The 25290-nt window shown below is 73.6% G+C and carries 22 protein-coding genes; 16 read left to right on the forward strand and 6 right to left on the reverse strand.

The window, feature by feature from the left end; all coding sequences use genetic code 11:
* Position 1 precedes the first annotated feature (1 nt).
* From ACH5HR_RS12015 to ACH5HR_RS12025, 3 genes are read left to right on the forward strand one after another with little or no spacing between them, the layout of a single operon-like run.
* Positions 2 to 1219, forward strand: coding sequence for a LolA family protein (locus ACH5HR_RS12015; protein ID WP_402375619.1), 1218 nt, complete (start codon positions 2 to 4; stop codon positions 1217 to 1219).
* On the forward strand, positions 1216 to 2175 hold the full coding sequence (locus ACH5HR_RS12020; RefSeq protein WP_416478037.1) for an ABC transporter ATP-binding protein: 960 nt from the start codon (positions 1216 to 1218) through the stop codon (positions 2173 to 2175). Before ACH5HR_RS12015 ends, ACH5HR_RS12020 begins: the two co-directional genes overlap by 4 nt.
* Positions 2162 to 3028 (forward strand): ABC transporter permease, encoded by an 867-nt coding sequence (locus ACH5HR_RS12025; RefSeq protein WP_416478039.1) that lies wholly within the window; start codon positions 2162 to 2164, stop codon positions 3026 to 3028. The genes ACH5HR_RS12020 and ACH5HR_RS12025 overlap by 14 nt, the downstream gene beginning before the upstream one ends.
* Before the next feature lie 4 nt (positions 3029 to 3032).
* On the opposite strand, the gene ACH5HR_RS12030 is transcribed toward ACH5HR_RS12025, so the two are convergent.
* The 4 genes from ACH5HR_RS12030 to ACH5HR_RS12045 are packed head-to-tail and all read right to left on the reverse strand — an operon-like array spanning position 3033 to position 6095.
* Positions 3033 to 4088: a sulfate/molybdate ABC transporter ATP-binding protein gene (locus ACH5HR_RS12030; protein ID WP_416478041.1), complete on the reverse strand. Its 1056-nt coding sequence runs from the start codon at positions 4086 to 4088 to the stop codon at positions 3033 to 3035.
* Complete coding sequence (locus ACH5HR_RS12035; protein WP_416478043.1) at positions 4085 to 4918, reverse strand: ABC transporter permease; 834 nt, start codon at positions 4916 to 4918, stop codon at positions 4085 to 4087. Before ACH5HR_RS12035 ends, ACH5HR_RS12030 begins: the two co-directional genes overlap by 4 nt.
* A complete protein-coding gene (gene modA, locus ACH5HR_RS12040) occupies positions 4915 to 5691 on the reverse strand; it encodes a molybdate ABC transporter substrate-binding protein (RefSeq protein ID WP_416478044.1) in 777 nt (258 codons plus the stop codon). The genes ACH5HR_RS12035 and modA overlap by 4 nt, the downstream gene beginning before the upstream one ends.
* Entirely contained in the window at positions 5688 to 6095 is a 408-nt protein-coding gene (locus ACH5HR_RS12045; protein WP_416478046.1) for a TOBE domain-containing protein, read from the reverse strand. The genes modA and ACH5HR_RS12045 overlap by 4 nt, the downstream gene beginning before the upstream one ends.
* 108 nt (positions 6096 to 6203) lie before the next feature.
* Here ACH5HR_RS12045 and ACH5HR_RS12050 point away from each other — a divergent pair, with 108 nt between their 5' ends.
* The 7 genes from ACH5HR_RS12050 (at position 6204) to ACH5HR_RS12080 (ending at position 14976) form a co-directional block, all read left to right on the forward strand.
* On the forward strand, positions 6204 to 7496 hold the full coding sequence (locus ACH5HR_RS12050; protein WP_416478048.1) for a molybdopterin molybdotransferase MoeA: 1293 nt from the start codon (positions 6204 to 6206) through the stop codon (positions 7494 to 7496).
* On the forward strand, positions 7493 to 7984 hold the full coding sequence (gene moaC, locus ACH5HR_RS12055) for a cyclic pyranopterin monophosphate synthase MoaC (protein ID WP_402375606.1): 492 nt from the start codon (positions 7493 to 7495) through the stop codon (positions 7982 to 7984). The genes ACH5HR_RS12050 and moaC overlap by 4 nt, the downstream gene beginning before the upstream one ends.
* Positions 7981 to 9033 carry a molybdenum cofactor biosynthesis protein MoaE gene (locus ACH5HR_RS12060; protein WP_416478050.1) on the forward strand — a complete coding sequence of 351 codons (1053 nt, stop codon included), beginning with the start codon at positions 7981 to 7983 and terminating at the stop codon, positions 9031 to 9033. Before moaC ends, ACH5HR_RS12060 begins: the two co-directional genes overlap by 4 nt.
* Positions 9034 to 9156: 123 nt before the next feature.
* Positions 9157 to 11430 carry a PhoX family protein gene (locus tag ACH5HR_RS12065; protein WP_416478051.1) on the forward strand — a complete coding sequence of 758 codons (2274 nt, stop codon included), beginning with the start codon at positions 9157 to 9159 and terminating at the stop codon, positions 11428 to 11430.
* Positions 11431 to 11543: 113 nt separating this feature from the next.
* Positions 11544 to 12791, forward strand: coding sequence for a cysteine desulfurase family protein (locus ACH5HR_RS12070; protein WP_416478052.1), 1248 nt, complete (start codon positions 11544 to 11546; stop codon positions 12789 to 12791).
* Positions 12788 to 13942, forward strand: coding sequence for a tRNA 2-thiouridine(34) synthase MnmA (gene mnmA, locus ACH5HR_RS12075; protein WP_416478054.1), 1155 nt, complete (start codon positions 12788 to 12790; stop codon positions 13940 to 13942). Before ACH5HR_RS12070 ends, mnmA begins: the two co-directional genes overlap by 4 nt.
* Positions 13939 to 14976, forward strand: coding sequence for a uroporphyrinogen decarboxylase/cobalamine-independent methonine synthase family protein (locus tag ACH5HR_RS12080; protein ID WP_416478056.1), 1038 nt, complete (start codon positions 13939 to 13941; stop codon positions 14974 to 14976). Before mnmA ends, ACH5HR_RS12080 begins: the two co-directional genes overlap by 4 nt.
* A gap of 31 nt (positions 14977 to 15007) precedes the next feature.
* On the opposite strand, the gene ACH5HR_RS12085 is transcribed toward ACH5HR_RS12080, so the two are convergent.
* On the reverse strand, positions 15008 to 17182 hold the full coding sequence (locus tag ACH5HR_RS12085; RefSeq protein WP_416478058.1) for a prolyl oligopeptidase family serine peptidase: 2175 nt from the start codon (positions 17180 to 17182) through the stop codon (positions 15008 to 15010).
* A gap of 212 nt (positions 17183 to 17394) precedes the next feature.
* On the opposite strand from ACH5HR_RS12085, the gene ACH5HR_RS12090 reads away from it, so the two are divergent.
* The 5 genes from ACH5HR_RS12090 to ACH5HR_RS12110 are packed head-to-tail and all read left to right on the forward strand — an operon-like array spanning position 17395 to position 21346.
* Positions 17395 to 18750 carry a histidine kinase gene (locus tag ACH5HR_RS12090; protein ID WP_416478060.1) on the forward strand — a complete coding sequence of 452 codons (1356 nt, stop codon included), beginning with the start codon at positions 17395 to 17397 and terminating at the stop codon, positions 18748 to 18750.
* Entirely contained in the window at positions 18747 to 19166 is a 420-nt protein-coding gene (locus tag ACH5HR_RS12095) for a roadblock/LC7 domain-containing protein (RefSeq protein ID WP_402375592.1), read from the forward strand. The genes ACH5HR_RS12090 and ACH5HR_RS12095 overlap by 4 nt, the downstream gene beginning before the upstream one ends.
* An 11-nt stretch (positions 19167 to 19177) precedes the next feature.
* Positions 19178 to 19531: a DUF742 domain-containing protein gene (locus ACH5HR_RS12100; RefSeq protein WP_402375590.1), complete on the forward strand. Its 354-nt coding sequence runs from the start codon at positions 19178 to 19180 to the stop codon at positions 19529 to 19531.
* Entirely contained in the window at positions 19512 to 20120 is a 609-nt protein-coding gene (locus ACH5HR_RS12105; protein ID WP_449768917.1) for a GTP-binding protein, read from the forward strand. The genes ACH5HR_RS12100 and ACH5HR_RS12105 overlap by 20 nt, the downstream gene beginning before the upstream one ends.
* Positions 20117 to 21346 carry a cytochrome P450 family protein gene (locus tag ACH5HR_RS12110; protein ID WP_416478062.1) on the forward strand — a complete coding sequence of 410 codons (1230 nt, stop codon included), beginning with the start codon at positions 20117 to 20119 and terminating at the stop codon, positions 21344 to 21346. The genes ACH5HR_RS12105 and ACH5HR_RS12110 overlap by 4 nt, the downstream gene beginning before the upstream one ends.
* A gap of 42 nt (positions 21347 to 21388) precedes the next feature.
* On the opposite strand, the gene ACH5HR_RS12115 is transcribed toward ACH5HR_RS12110, so the two are convergent.
* Complete coding sequence (locus tag ACH5HR_RS12115) at positions 21389 to 22879, reverse strand: flavin-containing monooxygenase (protein WP_402375586.1); 1491 nt, start codon at positions 22877 to 22879, stop codon at positions 21389 to 21391.
* Positions 22880 to 23035: 156 nt separating this feature from the next.
* Between ACH5HR_RS12115 and ACH5HR_RS12120 the strand changes: the two genes are divergently transcribed.
* The gene (locus ACH5HR_RS12120; RefSeq protein ID WP_416478063.1) at positions 23036 to 25279 is read left to right on the forward strand and encodes a beta propeller repeat protein; all 2244 of its coding nucleotides are present in this window, start codon (positions 23036 to 23038) and stop codon (positions 25277 to 25279) included.
* Positions 25280 to 25290: the final 11 nt, after the last annotated feature.

Here is a 25290-nt window from a genome sequence, read left to right on the forward strand (position 1 = left end):
CATGGACACCACGCGCACCTTCTCGCCCCGGGCACGGTGGGCGGTCCCGGCCGTCGCCGCTGCCGCCGTCGCCGCCGCCTTCGTCGTCCCGGCCACCCTCGGCGCGTCCGCGAGCGACGACCTGCCCTCCGTCTCGGCCGACGACCTCGTGGACCGCATGGCGAACGCCGACCGCGTCCCGGTCTCGGGGACCGTCGTGTACACGGCGCGGCTCGGGCTGCCCGACGTGACCGTCCCCGAGCTGCAGGGCGCGGGCCCGCTCGACCTGCTCGGGGGCAGCTCGACGGTCCGGGTCTGGTCCGACGGCGAGGATTCCTCCCGGGCTGCCCTGCTCGGCGAGGTCTCGGAGTACTCCGTGGTCCGGGACGGGCCGGAGGCGTGGACCTACTCGAGCGCCGACGACGAGGCGGTGCACTACGTCGTCGACCCGGCGGACCTGGAGCGCTACGAGGAGCTCTCCGAGGAGGCCGCCGAGCCGCCGGTGGACGGCGACCTGCCGACGCCGTCCGAGGCGGCCGAGCTGGCTCTCGCCTACGCCCGCACCACCACCGACGTCACCACGACCGAGCCGGTCGAGGTGGCGGGGCGCGCCGCCTACCAGCTCGAGATGCGCCCGCAGACGGACGGCACGCTGGTGGACCGGGTGCGGGTCGCCGTCGACGCCGAGACCTCCGTGCCGCTGCGTGCCCAGGTGTGGGGCGTCGGGGACGACGCGGCACCCGCCCTGGAGGTCGGGTTCACCGACGTCTCGTTCGAGATGCCCGACGCGAGCGTCTTCGACTTCTCCGCCCCGGCGGGGGCCGACGTCCGCGAGGTCGAGGTGCCCCTCCCGGAGCCGGGAGCGCTGGAGCAGAAGCACCCGGACGCGCTGGACGGGGCCGAGGGCGTCACCGTCTCGGGCACGGGCTGGGAGACCGTCGTCGAGCTGTCCGACGTCGACGTCGACGCGATCCTCGGGGCGGCGGCCGAGGGCCGGCTGCCCAAGGACGGCACCGGGTCGAGCGGCGCGGACGACCTGCTCGACGAGCTCTCGCCGTCCGACGGTGAGATGCCCGCCCTGCCGGAGCTCGACACGCGGGCCCTGTACGAGCAGCTCACCACGGAGGTCGACGGTGGCCGGGTCCTCACCTCCGCGCTGCTGTCCGTGCTGGTGACCGACGACGGCCGTGTCCTGGCGGGCTCGGTGCCGCCGGCCACGCTCGAGGAGCTCGCCGGATGACAGGTGCCGAGGGCGCCGCGGAGCCCGCGGTCCGCACCCGTGGGCTGACCAAGAGGTTCCGTTCGGGGCAGGTCGGCGTGGACGGGATCGACCTGCTGGTCCCGCGTGGCGCCGCCTACGGCTTCCTCGGCCCGAACGGTTCGGGCAAGACGACCACGATCCGCATGCTCCTCGGGCTGGTGGCGCCGACGGCGGGGACGGTCGAGCTCCTCGGCGCGCCGATGCCCGCACGCGGCCGGTCGGTGCTGCCGCGCGTCGGTGCGCTGGTCGAGGGCCCCGCGTTCCACCCGTACCTCCACGGGCGGGCGAACCTCGAGCGGCTCGACGCCGCGGACGCCACCGCGGACCCGGGGACCCGGGCGGCCCGGGTCGCTGCCGCGCTCGACCGGGTCGGGCTCGCCGCGGCCGCGGACAAGCGCTACCGGCAGTACTCGCTGGGCATGAAGCAGCGCCTGGGCCTGGCGGCGACGCTCCTGCGGCCGCGGGACCTGCTGCTGCTCGACGAGCCCACCAACGGCCTCGACCCGCAGGGCACGCGCGAGGTGCGCGCGCTCGTGCGGGAGCTGGCCGCGGCCGGCACCACGGTGCTCGTCTCGTCGCACCTGCTGAGCGAGATCGAGCAGGTGTGCTCGCACGTGGGGATCATGAGCCGTGGGAGGCTGCTCGCCCAGGGCGCGCCCGAGGAGATCGCGGACGCCGCGACCACGCAGGTGCGGGTCGCCGTCCGCCCGGACCAGCGGGACCACCTCGCGCGCGTCCTGGCGGGCCTGGGGCTCGCCGACGTCCGGTCGGACGGCGGCGCTCTGGTGGCTCCGCTCGGTGACGTCGCCGTCGAGAAGATCGCGCAGGCGGTCGTCGGCGACGGGATCGACCTGCTCGGTCTGGAGGTCCGGCGGCCGACGCTCGAGGACGTGTTCGTCCGGCTCACGGGGGAGGGGTTCGATGTCGCTCGCTGAGGCGGGCACGGTCGCCGCGCCGGCGCGGCGAGGGGTCGCCACGGCACGCCTGCTGCGCAGCGAGCTGCGCCTGGTGTTCGGGCGGGTCCGCAACATTGTGCTGCTGGCCGGCCTGGCCGCCGTCCCGGTGCTGGTCGGGATCGTCCTGTTCGTCACGCAGGACTCCCCGGTGGCCGGGCAGGGTCCGCCGTTCCTCGACCGCGTGACCGGCAACGGACTGTTCCTCGTGTTCGCGGCGCTGGTCAGCTGCCTGCCGTTCCTCCTGCCGTTGTGCGTCGCGATCGTCTCCGGCGACGCGGTGGCGGGCGAGGCAGCCGCCGGGACCCTGCGGTACCTGCTCGTGGTACCCGTGCCGCGGACCCGCCTGCTGCTCGTCAAGGCCGGTGCGGTCCTGGCGTTCGCCGTCGCGGCCGTCGCCGCGATCGCGGTCACGGGCCTCGTCGTCGGTGCGGTGCTCTTCGGCGTGGGCGACGTGACCCTGCTGTCCGGCGACACCGTCCCGCTCGCCGAGGGCATCCTGCGCACGCTCGGGGTCGTCGGGTACGTCGTCCTGTCGCTCACCGGTCTCGTGGCGGTCGGGCTCTTCCTGTCGACGCTGACCGAGGTCCCCGTCGCCGCGATGGCCTCGACCGTGGTGGTCGCGATCGTCAGCGGTGTGCTCGACGCGCTGCCGCAGCTCTCGGCCGTCCATCCGTGGCTGCTCACCCACCACTGGTTGGACCTCGGCGAGTTCTTGCGCCTCCAGGTCGACGTCCCGACGGTGCTGGGCGGCTTGGCCGTGCAGGGTGCCTGGGTCGCGGTCTTCGGGGCGCTGGCCTGGAGCCGGTTCACGACGGCGGACGTGTCGAGCTAGCCGCTCAGCGGGGGTAGACGTCGACCTCGGCGGCCTTGACCGTGGCGACGACGGCACGGCCGGGCACCAGGGCGAGCTCGGCGACGGCCTGGGGCGTCACGTCGGCTGCGAGCTGGTCGGTGCGCACCCGCACCAGCGCGCCGTGCGGTTCCACCGAGCGCACCGTGGCGCGGAAGGTGTTCCGGGGCGAGCCGTGCGGGTCGGTCAGGTGCAGCGCGACGGCGGCGGGCCGGAACACGGCGGTCATCGCCGTCCCGGCCGGCATGTCGGCCTGGGTGGAGTAGCCGTGCACGACGGCGCCGCTCGCGGTGGCGACGCCGTGGCCGGTCCACGTCCCCGACAGCAGGTTGAAGCCGGCGATCGACGCACCGAACGCGCTGCGCGGCCGGGACAGGACCTCCGCCGTCGGGCCTCGCTCGACGACGCGGCCGCCGTCGATGACGGCGATCTCGTCCGCCAGCAGCAGCGCGTCGAGGACGTCGTGGGTGGCGATGACGGTGGTCTGCCGGGCGAGCAGGTGCTGCAGGGTCTGCCGCAGGGTGGGTGTGACGTCGACGTCGAGGGCCGCCATCGGCTCGTCCAGCAGCAGGAGCCGCGGCGCGGCGGCCAGCGCCCGGACGATGGCGACGCGCTGGGCCTGCCCGCCGGACAGCGCGGCCGGACGGCGGCCGGCCAGCGCGGTGAGGTCGGTCGCGGCGAGCCACCCGTCGGCCGCGGCGGTGGCCTCCCGGCGGGAGCGGCCTTGCGAGCGGGGCCCGAAGGCGACGTTGTCGCGCACGCTCAGGTGCGGGAACAGCATCGGGTCCTGGGCGAGCAGCGCCACCCTGCGGCGGTGCGGCGCCACCCAGACCGTGCGGCGGCCGGCCCGGGCACCGGCGAGGGCACGGCCGTCCAGGGTGATCTCGCCGTCGTGCGGGCGCAGGGTCCCCGCTGCGAGTCCCAGGGCGGTGGACTTGCCCGCGCCGTTGGGGCCGAGCAGCGCCAGGGTGCGGCCCTCGGCGACGTCGACCGTGACGTCGAACCCGCGCGAGGGGACCGAGGCGTTCAGCGTGAACGTCATGGCGTCGCCCGGTGGTGGGTGCCGGCGATGACGACGACGGCGATCGCCACCAGCAGCAGGGACAGCGCCACGGCGGCGTCGGGGTCGGTCTCGCGCTGCAGGTAGATCTCCAGCGGGAGCGTGCGGGTCACGCCCTGCAGGCTGCCCGCGAACGTGATGGTGGCGCCGAACTCGCCGAGCGCCCGGGCGAAGGCCAGCACGGCCCCCGAGAGCAGGCCGGGCCGCACGAGAGGGAGCGTCACGCGGCGCAGGACCGTCGTCGGGCCGGCGCCGAGGGAGGCCGCGACGACGTCGTACCGCGTCCCGGCGCTGCGCAGCGAGCCCTCCAGGCTGATGACGAGGAACGGCAGGGCGACGAACGTCTGGGCGATGACCACCGCCGTCGTCGAGAACGCGACCTGGAGCCCCGCGACCTCCATCGACTCGCCGAGCAGGCCGCGGCGGCCGAACGTGGCGAGCAGCGCGACGCCGCCCACCACGGGCGGCAGGACGAGCGGGACGAGGACGAAGGCCCGCAGCAGGTTCCGGCCGCGGAACCGCCCACGGGCCAGGACGATCGCCATCGGGACGCCGAGCACCAGGCAGAGCAGCGTGCTGACGGCGGCGGTCCGCAGGCTGAGGACCAGGGCGGCGCGGGCCGACTCGCTGGTGACCAGTCCCCAGTAGCCGGTCAGGTCGACCCGGGTACCCAGGGCGATCAGCGGCAGCACCACGAACAGGCCGCCGACGGCGGCGGGCAGGAACGCCCAGCGCGGCAGCCCGGCCGCGACCTCGGCAGGGTCTCGGGTGGCGCGCCTGCGGGCGGCGCGGGTGGTCGCCGGGGCGGTCATGGTGCGGCGAACCCGAGATCCGCGAGGACCGCCCGGCCGTCGTCGGACAGGACGGCATCGACGAACTCGTCGGCGAGGGCAGGCCGGGGGGTGCCGGTGATAGTAGCGATCGGGTAGGTGTTCACCGCTGCGGCGGACTCCCGGAACATGACGCCCTCGACCTGGTCGCCCGCCCGGGCGACGTCGGTGACGTAGACGAGCCCGGCGTCGGCCTCGCCCGCGGTGACCTTCCCGAGGACGTCGGTGACGCTCTGCTCCTCGCTGACGGGGTGCAGCGTCAGCCCGGCGTGACCGACGACGGCGGTGGTGGCTGCGCCGCACGGCACCTCCGGGGCGCACACCACCAGCCGGAGACCGGGTTCGGCGAGGTCGGCCAGCGCGGAGACCCCGGCCGGGTTCCCGGGCGGGACGGCGATCTCCAGCGCGTTGGCGGCGATGTCCTGCGGGGTGCTCACCAGGCCGTCGGCGACGAGTTCGTCCATGGTCGACGTGTCTGCCGAGGCGAACACGTCGGCCGGGGCGCCCTGCTGGATCTGTGCGGCGAGGGTCGAGGACCCGGCGACGCCGAGCCGGACGTCGACGTCGGGGTGCTCGGCCTCGAAGTCGGCGGCGATCTGCTCGAACGCCTCGGTCAGGGAGGCGGCGGCGTAGACGGTCAGTGTGGTGCCGCCGTCGGTGGTGCCGGTGCTGCAGGCGGTGACGACGACGGCGGCGCTCGCGGCGACGAGCGCGGCCCCGGCGGCGCGCGCACGGCGGGGGAGCGCCGCCGTCATCCCTGGCCCCGGTCCGGCACCTCGACCACCACGTTGGTCGACTTGATGACGGCGACCGCGACGGAACCGCGTTCCAGGCCCAGGTCGCGGACCGCCTCGCTGCTCATCAGCGACACGACGCGGAACGGACCGCACTGCAGCTCGACCTGCGCCATCACGGCGTCGACCTGGAGATCGGTGACCAGCCCGACGAACCGGTTGCGGGCGGAGCTCTTCATGCCGTGCGGCAGACCGGGCGGCGTGGCGTGCTCGCGGGCGGCCATCGCCACCTCGTACCCGTCGACCACCTTGCGGCCGGCGTCGTCACGGATGGCGGTGAGCAGCCCGCGGTCGATCCAGCGGCGCACGGTGTCGTCGCTGACGCCGAGGTAGACGGCGGCCTCGCTGATCCTCATCTGCGGCATGACCATGACCTTAAGGGCGTATCTACGTCGTCAGCAACGCCTGCCAGGCGCACGTGCCTGAATGACGGGGATCGTCCGTGCGCGGTGTGCCCCCGTAGGCTGGCGTTCGTGCACGACGATGCGACGAACCGGCCGGTGGCGGACCATGCTGCGGCCGTCGCCGAGCTGGTGGGCCCGGCGCTCCTCCGGGCGGCCACGGGGCCGACCGCGGTCACCCTTGCCGCGTTGCTGGCCGACGCCCGGGCCGGTGCCGTGCTGGCGCCACGTGTGCTGGTGCGCGACGCGACGGCCGCCGTCGACCTGCCGGGCTTCGACAACTCCCAGATGGACGGCTATGCGGTGCGTTGCGACGACCTGGCCGACGCCGCGCCCGGCGACCCGGTCGAGCTGCCGGTCGTCGCCCCGGTCCCGGCCGGGACCACGCCGCCACCGCTCCCACGCGGCGCGGCCGCGCCCGTCATGACGGGCGCCCCGATGCCCGACGGCGCGGATGCCGTCGTCAAGATCGAGGACGCCGACCCACCTGCTTTCCCCGAGCTCGGCACCGCGGCGACGGTCCGGTTCACCATGCCGGTCGCCGGCGGCACCTTCGTGCGGAGCGCGGGCTCCGACGTCGCAGCCGGTGACGTCGTCGTGCCGGCGCGGACGCCGCTCGGGCCTGCGCAGCTCGGGGTGCTCGTCGCGGCGGGCGTGGCGCAGGTCGAGACCGCCGGGCCGCCGCACGTCCTGCTGATCTCCACCGGTTCCGAGCTCGTCCCTGCCGGGCGGCCCCTGGGCGCGGCCCAGCTCTACGACGCCAACGGCGCCGCGCTGACCGCGGCGCTCGCGCAGGCCGGGGCGCGCGTCTCCCATCGCGTGGTCGCCGACGACTCCGCCGCCCTGCGCGCCGTGCTGGCCGAGGCACCTGACGACGTGGCGCTCGTCGTCACCAGCGGCGGCGTCTCGGCCGGTGCCTACGAGGTGGTGCGGCAGACGCTCACTGATGCCTGGTTCGGGCACGTCGCCGTCCAGCCCGGTGGGCCGCAGGGGCTCGGCACCATCACCGTGGGCACCGCGGCCGGCAACCGGGAGGTCCCGCTCGTCGCGTTCCCCGGCAACCCGGTCAGCGCGCTGGTGTCCGTCGAGCTGTTCCTGCGCCCGGTCCTTGCCGAGATCACCGGCGCGACGCCGACGCACCGGTCGCGCGGCCGCGCGCCGCTGGCCGAGGCCGTCGACTCGCCCCGGCACCTGCACCAGGTCCGTCGCGGCCGCCGCGACGCCGACGGCCGCGTCGAGATGGTCGGCGGACCCGGCTCCCACCTCCTGGCCCACCTCGCGGCGGCTACGCTCCTGGTACACGTACCGCCGGGCGTCACGCACCTCGACGAGGGCGACGACGTCGACTACTGGGAGATCCGATGAGCGACCTGTCCCACTACCGTGACGACGGCGCGGCCCACATGGTCGACGTCTCCGCCAAGGACGTCACGACGCGTCAGGCGACCGCGCGCGGCGTCCTGCGCACCCGGCCCGACGTCGTCGAGCGCATCGCCTCGGGCGAGCTGCCCAAGGGGGAGGCCATCGCCACCGCGCGCATCGCCGGGATCATGGGCGCCAAACGCACCCCGGACCTCGTGCCGCTGTGCCATCCGCTGCCGCTCGCCGGCGTCGAGATCGACATCGCCCCGGTGAGCGGTTCGGCGGGCGCCGTGGAGATCACGGCGACCGTGAAGACCACCGGCCGCACCGGCGTCGAGATGGAGGCGCTGACGGCGGTGACCGTCGCGGGCCTGACGCTCTACGACATGATCAAGGCCGTCGACAAGGCCGCGACGCTCACTGACATCGAGGTCGTCGCGAAGTCCGGCGGAAAGTCCGGCGACTGGGTCCGCGGCGAGGAGCGCTCGTGAGGGCCGCCGTCGTCGTCGCGTCCGACCGCGCCGCTGCCGGCGTCTATGCGGACCGCTCCGGGCCGGCCGCGGCCGAGTGGTTCGCCGCGCGCGGCTGGGAGGTGCTGCCCGTCCAGGTCGTGCCCGACGGCGAGCCCGTCCGCGAGGCGCTGCTCGACCTGCTCGACGTGGACGACGACGGCGCGCCGGACGTGATCGTCACCGCCGGTGGGACCGGCCTCGCGCCGTCGGACATGACTCCCGAGGCCACGCGGGCCGTGCTGGACCGCGAGGTGCCCGGGATCGCCGAGCTGGTCCGGGCGAGGTCGCTGGCGCCCACCGATCCTGCCAAGCGGGCCGTGCCCGGTGCGGCGCTGTCCCGGGGGGTGGCCGGCGTCGCAGACCATTCGTTGATCGTGAACCTGCCCGGCTCTGTCGGGGGAGTCCTCGACGGCCTCGACGCGCTGGCGGACGTCCTGCCGCACGCCGTCGACCAGCTCCACGGGGGCGACCACACGCACGCCGACCCCGTTGCCGACCCCTCCGTCCCGCGAAGTAGTGCCTCCGGTACTCCGGACGAGCACGCGGGGCACTCCACCGGTACCGCAGGCTCTACTTCACGGTCCGCCGTGGTGCTGGAGGCCGACGTGGTCGACCACCCGATCGACGACGCCGTCGCGCGGCTCGCCGACCTGGTGCGCGACGACTCCTGCGGGGCGGTCGCCACGTTCGCGGGCCACGTCCGGGACCACGACGAGGGCCGAGGCGTGACCGCGCTGCACTACGAGTCGCACCCCGACGCCGCCACGGTGCTCGCGACCGTCGCCGAACGCGTGGCCCACCGTGTCGCCGCTGCGACGGGGGACACCGTGCGTGCCGCCGTCGTGCACCGGGTGGGGGACCTCCAGATCGGGGACGTCGCCGTCGTCGTGGCCGTCGCCTCCGGGCACCGACGGGCTGCGTTCGCCTGCGCGAGCGACCTGATCGAGGAGCTCAAGGCCGAAGTGCCGATCTGGAAGGAGCAGGGCTTCGCCGACGGGTCGAGCGAATGGGTCGGGTCGCTCGGCTGATCCACGGCCGGCCTCCCTGCAGGTCATCGGTTGTTCATCGTGCGGTCGGCCGGGCGACGCCCTCGCGCCACGCACCGTTCCTAGCGTCGGGCAGGACCCCCGGTCCCGATCCAGGAGTGCCCGATGACGATCGCCCCCGAGTCCCGCCCCCAGCTCCCCGTCACGGTGGCCCCGCACTACGCGCGCGGCAAGCGGGCCGCCGCGACCTGCCGGTACAAGTGCGCCGACGCCTGCGCGCACCCGGCGCCGAACCTGAGCGCCAATGAGTACTTTCGTGACATCGCGTCCAAGGCGCTGAGCCGACGTGTCATGCTGGGCGGCGTCGCGGCCGCCGCGGCCGCCGTCGTCGTCGGTGCCGAGGCGATCGGTGCCCAGCCCGCCGCGGCCGGCGGTCGCAAGCACGGCAAGGGGCTCGCGTTCCGTGCCATCGCGCCGCAGCCGATGGAGCTCGACCAGTTCGTCGTGCCCGAGGGCTACGAGTGGTCGCCGATCATCCGCTGGGGCGACCCGATCCTGCCCGGCGGCCGTGCCTTCGACCCGGCCCGCCAGAGCCCGGAGCAGCAGGCTCGTCAGTTCGGCTACAACTGCGACTACCTCGACATCCTGCCCGAGGACCCCAAGCACATCCGGTCCATGGTCGAGACCCGCCGCGGCAGGCGCGGCGTGCTCGTGTCCAACCACGAGTACACCAACCCGCAGATCATGTTCGACGAGTCGTACGACGCCGCGACGCGCCGCGCGATCGAGCGCGCCGCGCACGGCATGTCGGTGGTCGAGCTGCGACGCCACCGGGAAGGCGCGCCATGGGAGTACGACCGCATCGCGCGGTTGAACCGCCGGATCCACATCGGCTCCGAGTTCGTCGTCGACGGTCCCGCGGCCGGCCACGACCTCATGAAGACGACCGACGACCCGTCCGGACGCAAGGTCCTGGGCACGCTCAACAACTGCGCCGGCGGCACCACCCCGTGGGGCACGGTCGTCTCGGGCGAGGAGAACTTCCACGGCTACCTGCGGGTGAACGGGAACGACTCCCGCGACGCCCGCTACGGTCTGCGCAACGCTCCGACCGGGTACGGCTGGGAGCTGGACGAGCCGCGGTTCGACGGCAACAACCCCGGGTACGAGAACGAGAACCACCGGTTCGGGTGGGTCGTCGAGCTGGACCCGTACGACCCGGGGTCGAAGCCGGTCAAGCACACCGCCCTGGGGCGCCTCAAGCACGAGGGCGCCAACGTCATCATGTCCGACGACGACCGCGCCGTCGTGTACATGGGCGACGACGAGCGGTTCGACTACGTGTACAAGTTCGTCTCGTCGCAGCGGATGCGTCACGGCAACAGTCGCTGGGCTCGCGAGCACAACAAGACGCTACTGAGCGAGGGCGACCTCTACGTGGCGCGCTTCACGGGCGACTCGCCGGCGTCGGAGATCGACGGGTCTGGCGCGGTGCCCTCCGACCGGTCCTTCGACGGCACCGGGGAATGGCTGCCGCTGGTGCTGGACGGCGAGTCGCAGGTGGCCGGCATGTCGCTCGCCGAGGTGCTGGTCTTCACGCGCGTCGCGGCCGACGCGCTCGGAGCGACCAAGATGGACCGGCCCGAGGACGTCGAACCCAACCCGTTCACGGGCCGCGTCTACGTCGCCTGCACGAACAACTCCAACCGCGGCGTCGGCTCCAACGCGGCGGCCGACGAGGCGAACCCGCGCAGCTCCAACCGCCACGGGCACGTGGTGGAGATCATCGAGGACGGCGGCGACCAGACGGCCACCACCTTCACCTGGAACCTGCTGCTCGTCGCCGGCGACCCGGAGGTCGACGACTCGACCTACTTCTCCGGCTACCCGGCGGACAAGGTCTCGCCGATCTCCTGCCCGGACAACCTCGCGTTCGACACTGACGGCAACCTGTGGATCTCCACGGACGGTCAGCCGTCCTCGATCCAGAAGAGCGACGGCCTGTTCAAGGTGACGCTCGACGGGCGCCGTCGTGGGCGGGTGGAGCAGTTCCTCTCGGTACCCCGCAGCGCGGAGACCTGCGGCCCGCTCGTCGACGTGCGCGACTCCATGGCGTACGTGAACGTGCAGCACCCGGGCGACGACGGGACGTGGGCCGCGCAGACGTCCTATTTCCCGGACTACCTCGCCGAGGGTGAGGAGGTGCCGGCAGGTGCCTGGCGCGGCCCTCGGCCCTCGACGATCCAGGTCTACCGGAGCGATGTGGAGCACGAACACCCCGGCAAGGGGCACGGCAAGGGCAGGGGCCGGGGCCGCGGAAAGGGACGCGACCGGCACGACGGGCCGGGCCCTTTCCCGGGCGGTCGTGGTGGTCGAGGCAAGGGCTCGACCCAGCACCCGTCCCACGACCCCCGCCCCGGCGAACAGTTCCGACCCTGACCCGAGCTGGTGCGCCGCCCGTCGAGGTAGTACGGAGACCGCCCCGCTACCTCGGCGCAACCCGTACTACCTCGGCGGGATGAGAACGCACCACGGCATGGTTCGTAGACTTGATGACCGTGACACCCACCGAGGCGCCCGGCGCCTACCTCGACCACGCCGCCACGACGCCCATGTCCCCGGCGGCGCTCGAGGCCTTCGTCGCCGAGGCCGGCCGCACCGGCAACGCCTCGTCCCTGCACTCGGCGGGCCGTGCTGCCCGCCGCACGGTGGAGGAGTCGCGCGAGTCCGTCGCGGCGGCGCTCGGCGCACGCCCGAGCGAGGTGATCTTCACCGGCGGCGGCACCGAGGCGGACAACTTGGCGATCAAGGGCATCTTCTGGGGCCGCCGCACCCAGAACGCGCAGCGCATCCGCGTGCTCGTCTCCGCCGTCGAGCACCACGCGGTGCTCGATCCGGCGTTCTGGCTCGCCGGGCACGCCGGGGCGGAGATCACGTTGCTGCCCGTCGACGGCGAAGGTCTGGTCGACCTGGAGGCGTTGCGTGCGGAGCTCGCCGCTCATGCGGACGAGATCGCCCTGGTCTCGGTCATGTGGGCGAACAACGAGGTCGGCACGGTCCAGCCGGTCCGGGAGGTCGTGCGGATCGCGCACCGCTACGGCGTGCCGGTGCACACGGACGCGGTCCAGGCCGTGGGGCAGGTCGAGGTCGACTTCGCCGACTCGGGTGTCGACGCCCTGACCGTGACGGGCCACAAGCTGGGCGGGCCGGTCGGGGTCGGCGCGTTGCTCGCGCGGCGTGAGCTGCCCTTGGAGGCGGTGTCCCACGGTGGCGGGCAGGAGCGCGGTGTCCGTTCGGGGACGCTCGACGCAGCGGCGATCCGAGCCTTCGCTGTCGCCCTGCGTGAGGCGGCTGCAGCCCGCGAGGAGCGTGCCGTCGTCCTGGGTGGCCTGCGTGACGAGCTGGTGCAGAGGGTCCGCCGCGCGGTGCCCGACGCCGTCCTGCGCGGTCCGGACCCGCGGGCCGTCACGTCGTCGGGCACGCCTGCCCGGTTGCCCGCCAACGCGCACTTCACGTTCCCGGGCGCCGAGGGCGACTCTCTGCTCTACCTGCTGGACTCCGCCGGTGTGCAGGCGTCCACGGGGTCGGCCTGCCAGGCCGGGGTGCCGCAGCCGAGCCATGTGCTGCTCGCCATGGGCGTGGAGGAGACGGACGCGCGTGGTGCGTTGCGCTTCTCGCTCGGTGCCACGTCGACCCACGACGACGTCGACCGGCTGCTGGCGGCGCTGCCCCAGGTGGCGGAACGTGCTCGGGCGGCTGGGCTCGTCGCCGCCCGCCCGTTGTCCGGGGGTGTCGCATGAGGGTGCTCGCCGCGATGTCGGGCGGCGTCGACTCCGCCGTCGCTGCCGCGCTGGCCGTGGAGGCGGGTCACGAGGTCGTCGGGGTCCACATGGCCCTGAGCCGGAACCGTGACCAGTTCCGCACCGGTTCGCGCGGCTGCTGCTCCATCGAGGACGCGGGGGACGCGCGCCGTGCCGCGGACGTGCTCGGTATCCCGTACTACGTCTGGGACCTGTCCGAGACGTTCGAGGAGACGGTGGTCGCGGACTTCCTGTCCGAGTACTCGGCGGGGCGCACCCCGAACCCGTGCGTGCGCTGCAACGAGCACATCAAGTTCGAGGCCCTGCTGGACAAGGCGACGGCTCTCGGCTTCGACGCGGTCGCGACTGGCCACTACGCGCGCGTCGAGAGGCACGAGGACGCGGACGGGGCGGTCACGCGCGAGCTGCACCGGTCGCCGAACGACGCGAAGGACCAGTCGTACGTGCTGGCGGTGATGGGTCCGGAGCGTCTGGAGCGTGCGATGTTCCCGCTGGGCGGTTTCGCCTCGAAGGACGAGGTGCGCGCCGAGGCGGAGCGCCGTGGGCTGTCCGTGAGCGCCAAGCCGGACTCCTACGACATCTGCTTCGTGGCCGACGGCGACACTCGCGGGTTCCTGCGCTCACGCCTCGGCGCACAGCCGGGCGAGGTGCGCGACACCGAGGGCAACGTGGTGGGGGAGCACCAGGGCGCGTACGCGTACACGGTCGGGCAGCGTAAGGGCCTCGGTCTCGGGCGACCGGCCGCGGACGGCCGGGCCCGGTACGTCGTCGACGTCGACACCGGCTCGAACACCGTCGTCGTCGGCCCGGCGGAGCTCCTGAGCGTGGACCGGATCGCGGGGGAGCAGGCGGTGTGGCTCGCCCCGCCGCCGGCGGACTGGTCGGAGTGCGAGGTCCAGGTGCGGGCGCACGGCCGGGCGGTACCGGCGCTCTACCGGGCCGTCGCGGGGGCCGACGGCGGCACGGACGGCCTGGAGCTCCGGCTCGGCGAGCAGCTCCGCGGTATCGCGGCGGGGCAGTCCGTCGTCGCCTACCGGGGGACCCGGGTGCTGGGCCAGGCGACCGTGTCACGAGCCTGGCGCGACGCGCCGGCCACGGCGGGCGCACCGGGCGGGGCGGTGCGAGCATGACGGCGGTCAGCGGCCACGGCCCGTGGCCGGGTGGCGAGCGCGACGTGCTGGAGGCGCAGCAGACGATCTTCGGTGACCTCGCGGAGCTGCCCACCGGCGTCGGCGCCGTGCCGTTCCTCGCTCAGCTCACGGACCGCGGGCCCGGGGCCGGGTCGACGGGCCGTACCGCGACCCTCCTGGCCGAGACGGCGGTCGAGCTCGGGCCGCACGGGTGGAAGCTGGCGGACCGTACCGGCGTGGACGAGCGGCGCGCCCGTGCCCTGCTGCGTGAGGACCTCGGGGCGCTCTCCATCGCGGCCCACGGCTACGTGGGCCCGTTGACCGTCGAGGTGACGGGGCCGTGGACGCTCGCGGCGGAGCTGTGGTCGGCGCGGGGTGACCGGGTGCTGGCCGACACCGGTGCGCGCGCCGATCTTTCGCTCGGCCTGGCCACGGGGCTGGCACAGCACGTCGCTGACGTCCGGGACCAGGTGCCGGGCGCGGAGGTCGTGGTGCAGCTCGCCGAACCGCTGCTGGGCCAGGTGCACGCAGGCGTGCTGCCGACGTTCTCCGGCTACTCGAGGATCCGTGGTGTGGACGGGCCCGGCGTCGTCGAGGGCCTGCGTCCGGTGATCGAGGCCGTGCACGACGCCGGTGCGACGGCGGTCGTGCACCTCGGCGGCACGTGGGTGGGCATCCCGCCGGCCGTGCTGGCGGGTGCCGACGCGATCGGGCTGGATCTGGCGGAGGTCGGTCCGGACGGCTGGAACGAGCGGGCCTGGGAGCTCGTCGCCCGCGCGACCGAGCGTGGGGTGGCGCTCTGGGCAGGTCTGCCGCCGGCGACGGTCTCCCAGTGCTCGGGACCGCAGCTCGGCGAGCTGGTGCGGTTGGCCGCCGAGCCGTGGCGCCGTATCGGGCTGGCGCCCGCCGGCCTGGGCTCGCTCACCCTGCTCGCGGCGCCGCGCACGGCACCGGCGGGCGCGGACGAGCACCGGGCGGGGCTCGCCAACCTGGGGCGGGTCGCGGAGTCGCTCGCGGAGCGCGCTGCGGTCTGAGCCGCCGTCCTGCCCGCCCGCGGCGGGGCGGTCAGGCGAGCCGCTCGTGCAGGAACGTCCAGGCGAGCGCTGACATGTGCGCGGCCTGGGCGTTGTTGGCCGCGCCGCCGTGGCCGCCCTCGATGTTCTCGTAGTAGGTGACGTCCTTGCCGGCGGCCAGCATCTTCGCGGCCATCTTGCGTGCGTGGCCGGGGTGCACGCGGTCGTCCTTGGTCGACGTGGTGAACAGCACCGGCGGGTACTCGCGGGTGGCGTCGAACAGGTGGTACGGCGAGAAGGTCCGCAGGAACTCCCAGTCCTCGGGGACGTCCGGGTCGCCGTACTCGGCGACCCACGAGGCGCCGGCGAGCAGGTGGTGGTACCGCTGCATGTCGAGCAGCGGGACCTGGATCACGACGGCGCCGAACAGCTCGGGATACTGCGTGAGCATGTTGCCGGCGAGCAGCCCTCCGTTGGACCCGCCCTGCACGCCGAGGTGCTCGTGCGTGGTGATGCCGCGCGCCACCACGTCCCGCGCGACGGCGGCGAGGTCTTCGTACGCCCGGTGCCGGTTCTCCCGCAGTGCGGCCTGGTGCCAGCGAGGGCCGTACTCCCCGCCGCCACGGATGTTGGCCACGACGCGCACCCCGCCGCGTGCGAGCCAGGCCCGGCCGGCGGTCCCGGAGTAGCCGGGCAGGAGCGGGATCTCGAAGCCGCCGTACCCGTACAGCAGGGTCGGGGCCGTGCCGGGCGCCGTGGGGTCCGTCGGGCGGACGAGCTCCGCGGAGCCGACCACGAAGTACGGCACGCGTGTGCCGTCGTCGGAGGTCGCGAAGTGCTGCTCGGCGACCATCCCGGTCGCGTCGAAGAACGCCGGGGCGGACTTCAAGGGCTCCGGCTCGGTGGGGTCCGTCCCGGGGCCGACGACGGTGGCGAGCGCGAGGGTGGAGGGCGCGAGATAGCCGCTGCTGGTCACCCACACGTCGTCGCCGTCCACCGGGGAGACGGCGCGGACACCGACGGTGAGCAGCTCGCCGCCGAGGGGCAGCTCGGACCGTGTCCACGGGTCGGTCCCGTCGGCGCCCGCCGCGAGGTCCGGCGGAGTGAGGACGTGCAGGGCGTTCTTGACGTCGTCGAGGACGTTGAGCACCAGGTGGTGGCGGGTCCAGGTGGCTCCGGCCAGCGAGGTGGCGGGCGTCGGGGCGAACAGGACGGTCAGGTCGCGCGACCCGTCGAGGAACGCGTCGAGGGGTGCGGCCAGCAGCGACCCTCCCGGGTGGGTACGGCCGCCCACCGCCCAGTCCTCGCGCAGCTCGACCAGGAGCCACTCGCGGTGCAGGCCGACCTCGGCGGAGTCGGGCACGTCGATGCGTACCAGCTGCTGCTCCGGCGTGCCGACGTCGGTCACCAGGGAGGTCTCGGAGCGGTAGAACGCGATCGACCGACGCACGACGTCACGCTCGAACCCGGGCGTACGGGACCGGCTCCCCATGATGTACATGTCCTCGTCGGTCCCCTCGTAGACGACGGTCGCGTCGTCCATCGAGGTGCCCCGGCGCCACAGCTTGACGATCCGGGGGTAGCCGGACGGCGTCATCGTGCCCGGGCCGAAGTCGGTGAACACGTAGACGGTGTCCTCGTCCGCCCAGGAGAGGCCGCCCTTGGCCAGCGGACGGCGGAACCCGCCCTCGGACGGCGGCACGAAGCGCTTCTCGACCAGGTCGAGCTCACGCGTGACGTCGGCGTCCGAACCGCCGGGCGAAAGGTCGACCAGCGCACGACGCCAGGGCTCGCCCGCCGCGAGCTGCTCCGGGGTCGGACGCAGCACCGACGCGCCGTGCCACACCCACGACTCGCCCTCGGCGTCGGCGAGCGCGTCGAGGTCGAGCACCGTCTCCCACCGCGGTGCGTCGGTCCGGTAGGACTCGAGCGTGGTCCGCCGCCACAGCCCGCGCTCGTGGTCGGCGTCGCGCCAGAAGTTGTACAGGTGGTCCCCGATCCGTGAGACGTCGGGGATGCGGTCGTCCGAGTCGAGGACCTCTCGCAGAGCCGCCTCGGTCGGGTCGAGCCGGCTGCCGCCGAGCGCGTCGTGCGCCTCGTCATTGCGTTCCCGTACCCAGGCGAGCGCCTCGTCGCCCGAGACGTCCTCGAGCCAGCGGTACGGGTCGGAGGTGTGCGGTGCGTCGGGCGAGGTGGCCGCGGTGCGCAGCAGCGGGTCGGCACTCATGGCCAGGACCCTAACCCGGGGGTGCGACGCAGAGCCCGCAGGGGCATCCTCGGCTTCGGCTTCCTCTTTCACCCGGGTGATCCCTGTGGTAGAAACTCCTGGTCAGGGCTTTGTGCCCGGTTCAGACCTTCCTACGGGTTCGCGGAGAAGGTCGCGTTCGCGCGATCTGTGCACGACGCCGTCGGACCCGGTCTCACACCGACGGAGGTGCGGTGAGCACGACGACCCCGGCCCGGCCCTCTGCGACGGGCCGCCTCCTGCCGTGGCTCTGCGTCGCCGGCATGGTCCTGTGCGTGGCAGCGCTCCCGCTCGTCGGCGCGGCTGCTCCGCCCTGGGTGGTGTGGGTGCTCGCCGTCGCTGCCGTCGTCCTGCCCGTCGTGGCGGCGGTCCTGCTGTCCGGCGCGTCCCGCCGTGACGCCGCCGCGTTCCGTGCCCTGCTGATCGAGCGCGACGGCCTCGCCGCCGGTCTCCACGAGACGACCCAGGCGCTGCGGGAGACGACGACGGCGCTCACCGTCGAGCAGGAGGCCCGCGCCGACCAGCGGGCATCGGTCGAGACGGCTGTCGTGGCGCTCAGCCGCAAGGTGCAGGCCTCGGCCCACCGCATCCAGGAGGAGGCGGCACGGATGGTCCAGCGACACTCCGCGGACCCGGACGTGCTGCAGACGTCCATGCGGATCGACCACGCGGCGGCGCAGCACGCCCGGCAGGCGCAGAGCCTGGTGGCGCTGTGCGGCCGCCGCCCGGGACAGACGTGGGAGGACGCCCTGCCGCTGCCGGACGTGGTGAAGGCTGCCGCGGGCCGGATCACCGCGTTCCAGCGGGTCGAGGTCTCCGGCGACCCGGGCCTGGCGATCGTCGGGCGTGCGGTGGAGCCGCTCGTGCACGTCGTCGCGGAGCTGCTCGCCAACGCCACCCAGTGCTCCCCACCGAACACCCAGGTGCTCGCGGTCATCCGGCAGGTCCAGCGCGGTGCCGTCATCGAGATCGACGACTGCGGCGTGGGCATGGACCCGCGCGAGCTGAGCCGGGTCCGGGCGATCGCCGCCGGTGAGCGATCGGTGGGCATCGCCGAGCTCGGCGAGGTCCCGCAGACGGGTCTCGCCGTCGTCGGGACCTATGCACGCTTCCTCGACCTTCGGGTCGACCTCACCGAGTCCGTGTACGGCGGCCTGCGGGCCGTGGTGATGGTCCCCGGCAACCTGACCGAGGTGGCCGCCACGGCTCCCGCGGTGCTCGCACCCGGCGTGGACGACGGGTGGGAGGAGCCCGCGGCCCAGGAGCCGGCGCCGGACGCCACCGCGGTGCGAGAGCGTCCGCCGAGCGGCCCGCCGGTGCTGCCGCAGCGACGCACCCGGCGTGCGGTGGCGGGGTCGGCGCCTGCGCCCGGGCACCGCCTGCCGCCGGCGGGACGGCGACCTGAGACCTCGACCCCCGACCAGACCGCGGAGGAGGCGGGAGCCTGGATCGGCGCGTTCTTCGCCGCGAGGACAGACGCACCATCGCAGGACGACCCTGACACCCATGAGCCGTCCGTCGCGACGGACGGGACCTCGGAGGACAGATGACCACCCAGACCACCGGAACGACACCACCCGGGACGGACGACCCCGACAGCTGGATGCTCGACCTCGTGGCCCAGGTGCGTGGCGTGCAGCATGCCGTCGTGCTCAGCTCGGACGGCCTCGTCAAGGTCCGGACCGACGACACGGTCCCGGACACCGCCGACAAGGTCGCGGCCGCGTGCGCCGGACTCGTCGCGCTCGGCATGAGCATGGGCCGCGAGTTCGGGGCCGGTGACCGGCTGCGGCAGGTCGTCGTCGAGTTCGACGGCGGGTTCCTGTTCGTGCGCGGCGCCGGGGACGGTTCTCGGCTCGCCGTCGTGACCGACGCGACGGTCGATCCCGGGCTCGTCGCCCAGCAGATGCAGGCGCAGGTGCTCATGATCGGCGAGCACGCGCTCGGCACGGACCCGGTCAGCTGAGGGATGACGACATGCACACGGACGGATACCGCGACCACCCGGTACGTTCCTACGTCCTGACCGGCGGACGAGCGCACCCGACCCGGAACACGCTGCGGCCGGAGACGCTGCTGCGCGCCGTCGACGACGGTCGTGAGCTTCCCGGGACGGCGGGCCGGCACGAGCAGGCGTTGCTGCGGACCTGCCGCGGAACCCTGGCCCTGGCCGAGCTCGCCGCCTACCTGCACCTGCCGGTGAGCCTCGTGGCCGTCATGGTCTCGGACCTCGTCGACGGCGGCTACCTGGCGGTGCTGTCCACCCCGGTGCACGACCTGCCCGACACGGACCTGCTCGAGGAGGTGCTCGATGGGCTCCGCGGCCTCTGAGCCCCGCACAGCACACCACCTGGCCCCGACCGTGGCCCGGTCGGTCAAGGTGCTGGTCGTCGGCGCGTTCGGCGTCGGCAAGACGACACTCATCCGGGCTGTGAGCGAGATCCCGATGCTCAGCACCGAGGAGTCGATCACGACGGCGAGCGTCGGTGTCGACCCTCGGCGCGACGAGAAGCGGACGACGACGGTCGCGATGGACTTCGGCCGTGTCACCGTCGGCTCCGACACCGCGCTCTACCTTTTCGGCACGCCCGGGCAGCGCCGGTTCTGGGACCTCTGGTCAGGGCTGGCGGACGGTGCGGTCGGCGCCCTGGTGATGGTCGACACGCGTGACCTGGCCCAGAGCTTCGAGGTCCTGGACCAGCTCGAGGAGCACACCCGCCTGCCCGTCGCGGTGGTGGTCAACGAGTTCCCCGACTCTCCGCGCCACGGGCTCGACGAGGTCCGCGCGGCGCTCGACCTGCCGGAGGGGACGCCCGTCGTCTCGGGAGACGTCCGCGGTCGGCCGCAGGCGGTCGAGGCGTTGACGACGCTGGTCGCGCACGCGCTGGACCTCCGACGGGCCGGGAACGCCGCCGCATGAGCATCACCGCCGCCGGCCGCGTCGTCCGGCTCGAAGAGGTCGCGGACCGGCCGCTGCTCGCCGACCTCGCCGGTGCCCGCGATCCTCAGGCGGGCTACGCGGCGCTGCGCTCCCGCTGGGGCGCCGTGGCCCCGGTTGACCTGGAGCCCGGCGTCCCGGCGTGGCTGGCGCTCGGCTACGAGGAGGTCGGCACGGTCCTGCGCAACGAGGTGCTGTTCTCCCGTGACTCGCGTGCGTGGCGCTACGAGGCCGAGCGGCTGGTCGCCTGGAGGTCGCCGGCGCGGGCGGTCCTCGCGCAGCGGGACAGCGTCCACGACCGCGACGGCGGCGAGCACCGTCGGTTGCGCGCACCGATCGCGGACGTCCTGGGGGGCGTCGACGAGAAGCGGCTGACCCGGACGGTCAGCGTCGCGTGCACGTCGGCCCTCGAACGGCTCGCTGCCCGTGGCGAGGCCGACCTGGTGGCGGACTATGCGGTCGACGTCCCGGTCCGCGTCCTGGCCGACCTCCTCGGGATGACCCTCGCCGACGCGCGCCGGATGCACGAGCTCACCGTGGACCAACGTTCCGGGACGGAGTCCGCGTTCCCGGCCGTCGCCGAGATAGAGAACCTGCTCGCGACCTTCGTCGCCGGGCGGCGTGCTGAGCCGGCCGACGATCTGACGTCCCAGCTGCTGGCTCATGGCCAGCACGAGAACGATCTCGAGGTGATGGGGGCGGTCGGCCTGCTGTTCCGGACCGCGCACGACGCCGAGGTGGCCTGGACCGCTACCGCGTTGCAGCGGATGCTCGCGGACCCCGGGTTCGGCGCGAAGGTCCACGGGGGACGGCTCTCGCTCGACGACGCGCTCGACGAGATCGCGCGGGACACGCCGCCGATGCCGCACCTGCTTCCTCGCTACGCACTGACCCACAGCGAGCTCGGCGGTCAGCCGATCGCGGCGGGTGACGCCGTCGTCCCCGCCGTGGCGGCCGCCAACGCCGATGCCGCAGTGCAGGCCGCGGATCCCTGGGAGCAGGTCGACTCCCGCTTCCACCTGACCTGGGGCGTGGGGGCGCACGCGTGCCCGGCCCACCGCACGGCTCCGCTCATCACGCGGCTCGTGATGGGGCACTTCCTCAGCCGGGTCGCCGACATCGAGCTCACGGTCGGGCCCGACGAGATCGAGCTCGTGCGATCCGCATGGACCTGCTATCCGCGCGAGCTCCCGGTCCGGTTCCGCTGAGGGGACCGGCCGGGAGCGCGCGCCGGGGGCGAGGGTGCGCGGTCAGGCGCCGACGCGGGCGCGCAGGCGGCCGGAGACCCCGCGGTAGGCCTTCGGGTCGACGGGCAGCAGCCACTGCTTCGTCTGGGCGAACCTCGAGACGTTGAGGCCCAGGTCGTCGAGCAGCTCGTCGACCTGGTGCATCGAGAAGGGGATCACGTTGGTGCCGCGGGCGTGCCGGCCCTCGGTGCGCTTCTCCATCCAGTCCACGCGGTCCCGGACGTGCTCGCGCCGGACCTCGAGGGGCGGCAGGTTCAGGGCCCCGGCGAGGTATCCCGCCGTCCAGACGGCACCCATCTCTGCCGAGAGAGGGCTGAAGAACGACGAGTTGTAGCCGGCGAATGTCAGGTGGGGCACGTCATGCGGCAGGATCTGGCGGTAGAGGAGGAAGTTGCCACGGTCGTCGAGCAAACGGTCCGTGACGTCCTGGTCGAGGAACGGCACCCGCTGGTGGAAACCGGTGCCGCACACCACCAGGTCGGCGCGGACGGTGCTGTCGTCGCTGAGCACCGCGACCGGAGCACCGTCGTCGTCGGTGGCGAACCGTTCGACCTCGGCGTCGCGATGGACGACGATCGATCCGTCGGCGACCTGCTCGTAGAACCCGTCGGTGGCCAGCGACACCGTCGAGCGGGCGATGTCGGCGAAGTCGCCGCGCGGCACCAGGCCGAGATGCTCCAGGCGCAGCTGCTTCTTGGAGAGGGCACCCACGCTCGAGACCATGGACCCGCGGACAGCGTTGCCGGGCCCGTGCAGGAACTTCTCCATGGAGTTGTCGAGCGTCTGGTAGCGGAACAGGGCCTCGCCGAGCCGCGTCAGCAGCAGGTACTTGTAGTTCAGCGTGTTGCCGAGCTTCTTCGGAAGCTTCCACAGCAGCTGACGGGCGACGACCGTCGTGCGCTCCGCCACCGGGCCGATCTCGCCGGCGACGTCGCAGGCCGACTTCCCGTAGCCGACCACGACGACGTTCTTGCCGCGGGCCTCCTCCACCGAGGAGAGCTGGCTCGCGGCCACGACCTTCCCGCCGGCACGCATGAGCTCAGCGAGCCCTCCGAACGCCGGGATGACGGGGTCGGAGAAGATGCCGTTCGCGACGATCAGGTGGTCGAACGGCTCGGGGTCGCCGACAGCCTCGCCGACGTGCCGGGAGGTGATGAGCCAGCCGTCCTCGGCGTCGGTGAGCTCGGCGCGCACGACCTCGGTGGACAGGCGCAGCCGGGCGGACAGCCCGTGCTCCTCCACGTACTGCTCGAGGTAGGCCTGCACCTGCTCGCCGCTGGGCCACTCCGGGTAGTGCTTCGGCATGGGCAGGTCCGAGAAGGAGTACGAGCCCTTGTTGTTCTGCGTGTAGAGGCCGGTGTAGCGGCGCGTCGCGCTCCAGACGCCCCCGACGTCTGGGGCCTTGTCGAACACGACGACCTGGTGGCCGAACTCGGCCAGGATCTTGGCGCTGGCCAGACCGGCGAATCCAGCGCCGACGACGGCGATCTTCATGGGCGTCCTTGCTCTCGGTCGGGCATCGGTGATGCCAAGAATCGTAGCGGTCCGGACAGACCGGGCGATAGACCCGAGAACAGGACGAACCGGTCGGCCAGCGGCCTGTGGACAACGCCTGCAGACAGGCGGCGGGACTCGATACCGTCGCCGACCGTGACCACAGACCGACGGCGATCCAGATCGCTGAGCACAGCACTGTCCATCCTCCTCGTCGCGGTCCTGGCCGGGTGCGATCCGAGCTCGGCCGGGACGGGAGCCGACCCGGACGACGGTGCTGCCCCGCCCGCCGAGTTCGTCGAGCTCGACCTGCCGGCGTCGACCCGACCTGAGCAACCGGTCGTCGATCACGCGTCGATCGTCGGTCCCGCCGGTGACCTGCCGTGGTTCGTCGCAGGGGCCAGGACCGAACCCGGTGATCTCAGCAGGCTCGCGATCTGGCTCGCCGACGGCGCCGAGCTACCGGCGGAGCCGCGCCTCCTGCCCGTGGCGGGCGACGTCCGGTCTGTCACGGTGGCGGCGGCCGGCGACACGGCCGTCATCGGGGGGACCCGGTGGTCGGAGGGTGAGTACGGCACCTACCTCCTCCTGAGCACCGATCGCAGCACCTGGCAGCCGGTGGAGTCCCCAGAGCTCGACGCGATGAGCGTCGAGGGCATCGCCGTGACGGACGGCGACGTCGTGGCGCTCGGGACCGACCGGTCGAGCGACGCGGTCCGAGGGCTGCGGGTGGCACCGGACGGTGGCGTGACCGAGTTCGAGATCGATGCACCCGAGGAGGCGACCGGCGTCGTCGCGGTGGCCGCGTCCGGCGACGACATGGTGGTGCTCCTGACCGAGACGGCGCCGGCCGGCGATGATCTCGTCACGGCGCTCCGGAGCCGCGACGCCGGCGAGACCTGGAGCCGACGTTTCGTCCCCGGCATCGAACCGCAGGTCGTCGGCGTGACGTCGGTCGAGGGCGGGTTCGTGGCGACGGGCACCACGCGGCGGGACGTACCCGCCGGGGAGGGGACGATCGCGACGGCGTGGAGCACGACTGGTGACGACGACAGGTGGTCGGTCAGCCACACAGAAGACAACGACTCCAAGACCGCTTCCACCGGGTTCGGCGCACCGGCACCGTTCCAGGACGGGTATGCCGCAGTCCTCTGGCTGGAGGCCAACCGACAGGCGGCCCTCTCGATCGACGTGGAGGGGCGCAGCGGTATCGTCGCGGCGACCGAGAAGATGGCTGCTCTGTCGCACTCGGGCCCCAGCGCCGGCGTGGCGGGCACCGGTGAGGTGCGCAGCGTCCTGGCTGCGGAGCACGGCGCGACGGTCGTGCGCCTGCGCGAGAAGCAGGAGTCGATGGAGGTGGTGGCGGTCCTGGCCGAGCCGCAGCGGTGGCAGCGTCCCGCGACGCCTGCCCTCGCCGTCGACGGCGGCGTACCGGTCTCGCGCGCGTTCTTCGAGATCCTCGACGACGGATGGCGGCGTGGTGCGGAGTTCGCGCACCTCGGGCCGGCGGACGGCGAGCTCGTCGTCACGGTGGACGACGCCGAGCGGCGCGTCGAGGCCTCGGCGCCGGACGGTCGCCGAGCCGCCCTCGAGACGAGGTGGCTCGGCAAGGGTGACGACCTGCGCGTGGGAGTCCTGGCCGCGGCGAGCGACGGCGAGACCTGGTCCGACCCCGAGCCCGTCCTCGCCCATGGGTACGCCTCCGCCTCGGACATGGAGTGGGTCGGGGGTCGCTGGCTGGCCACCGGCGTGGCCGGCAAGGGAGCGAACTTCGCCGAACGGCACCGAGCCGCCCTGTGGACCTCGAAGGACGGGAAGTCCTGGCGGACCGTCGGGAAGTTCGAGCCCGGCGACGGAGCCTCGTCCGCGGACCACGTGTGCGCCGCCGGTGACGGTGCCTTCGTCCTCGGCACCGCCGAGGGGGACGACGTCGTCTGGGCGCGCGACGGAGAGCGTTGGAAGCGAGAGCCCCTCGACCTGGGACCCGATGAGACGGTGGGCGAGTGCCGGGTCGACGGCGCGGGCTCGCTCGTCCGTTTCGGCACCGAGAACGGTACGGAGCTGCGGTACACGGAGGACGGCCTGACGTACGAGACGCGGCACGTCACCGGGCCGGACGAGCACCTCGACGAGATCGTCGAGGTCCCGGGCGGACTTGCCGCGACGGGCAGCGTCGAGACCGAGGAGTGGTCGGGTCCGGTCCTGTGGTTGTCGCAGGACGGCAGCACCTGGTGGTGGAGCCCCGTCCCGTCGACGCAGCCCGACGTGAGCGCGGTCTACCCGTCCGGTGACGGGGTCGTCGTCGCCGCGGACGGGCCCGGTGGGATGCGCGCCTGGCGCGTCTCCGACACGGGCGGGCTGATAGCGGCGCACCAGGGAGACGGGGCGTCCGTGTCGTGACGACGGACCGG

It is taken from the genome of Isoptericola maris (assembly GCF_048065335.1).
Lineage (GTDB): Bacteria > Actinomycetota > Actinomycetes > Actinomycetales > Cellulomonadaceae > Isoptericola > Isoptericola rhizosphaerae.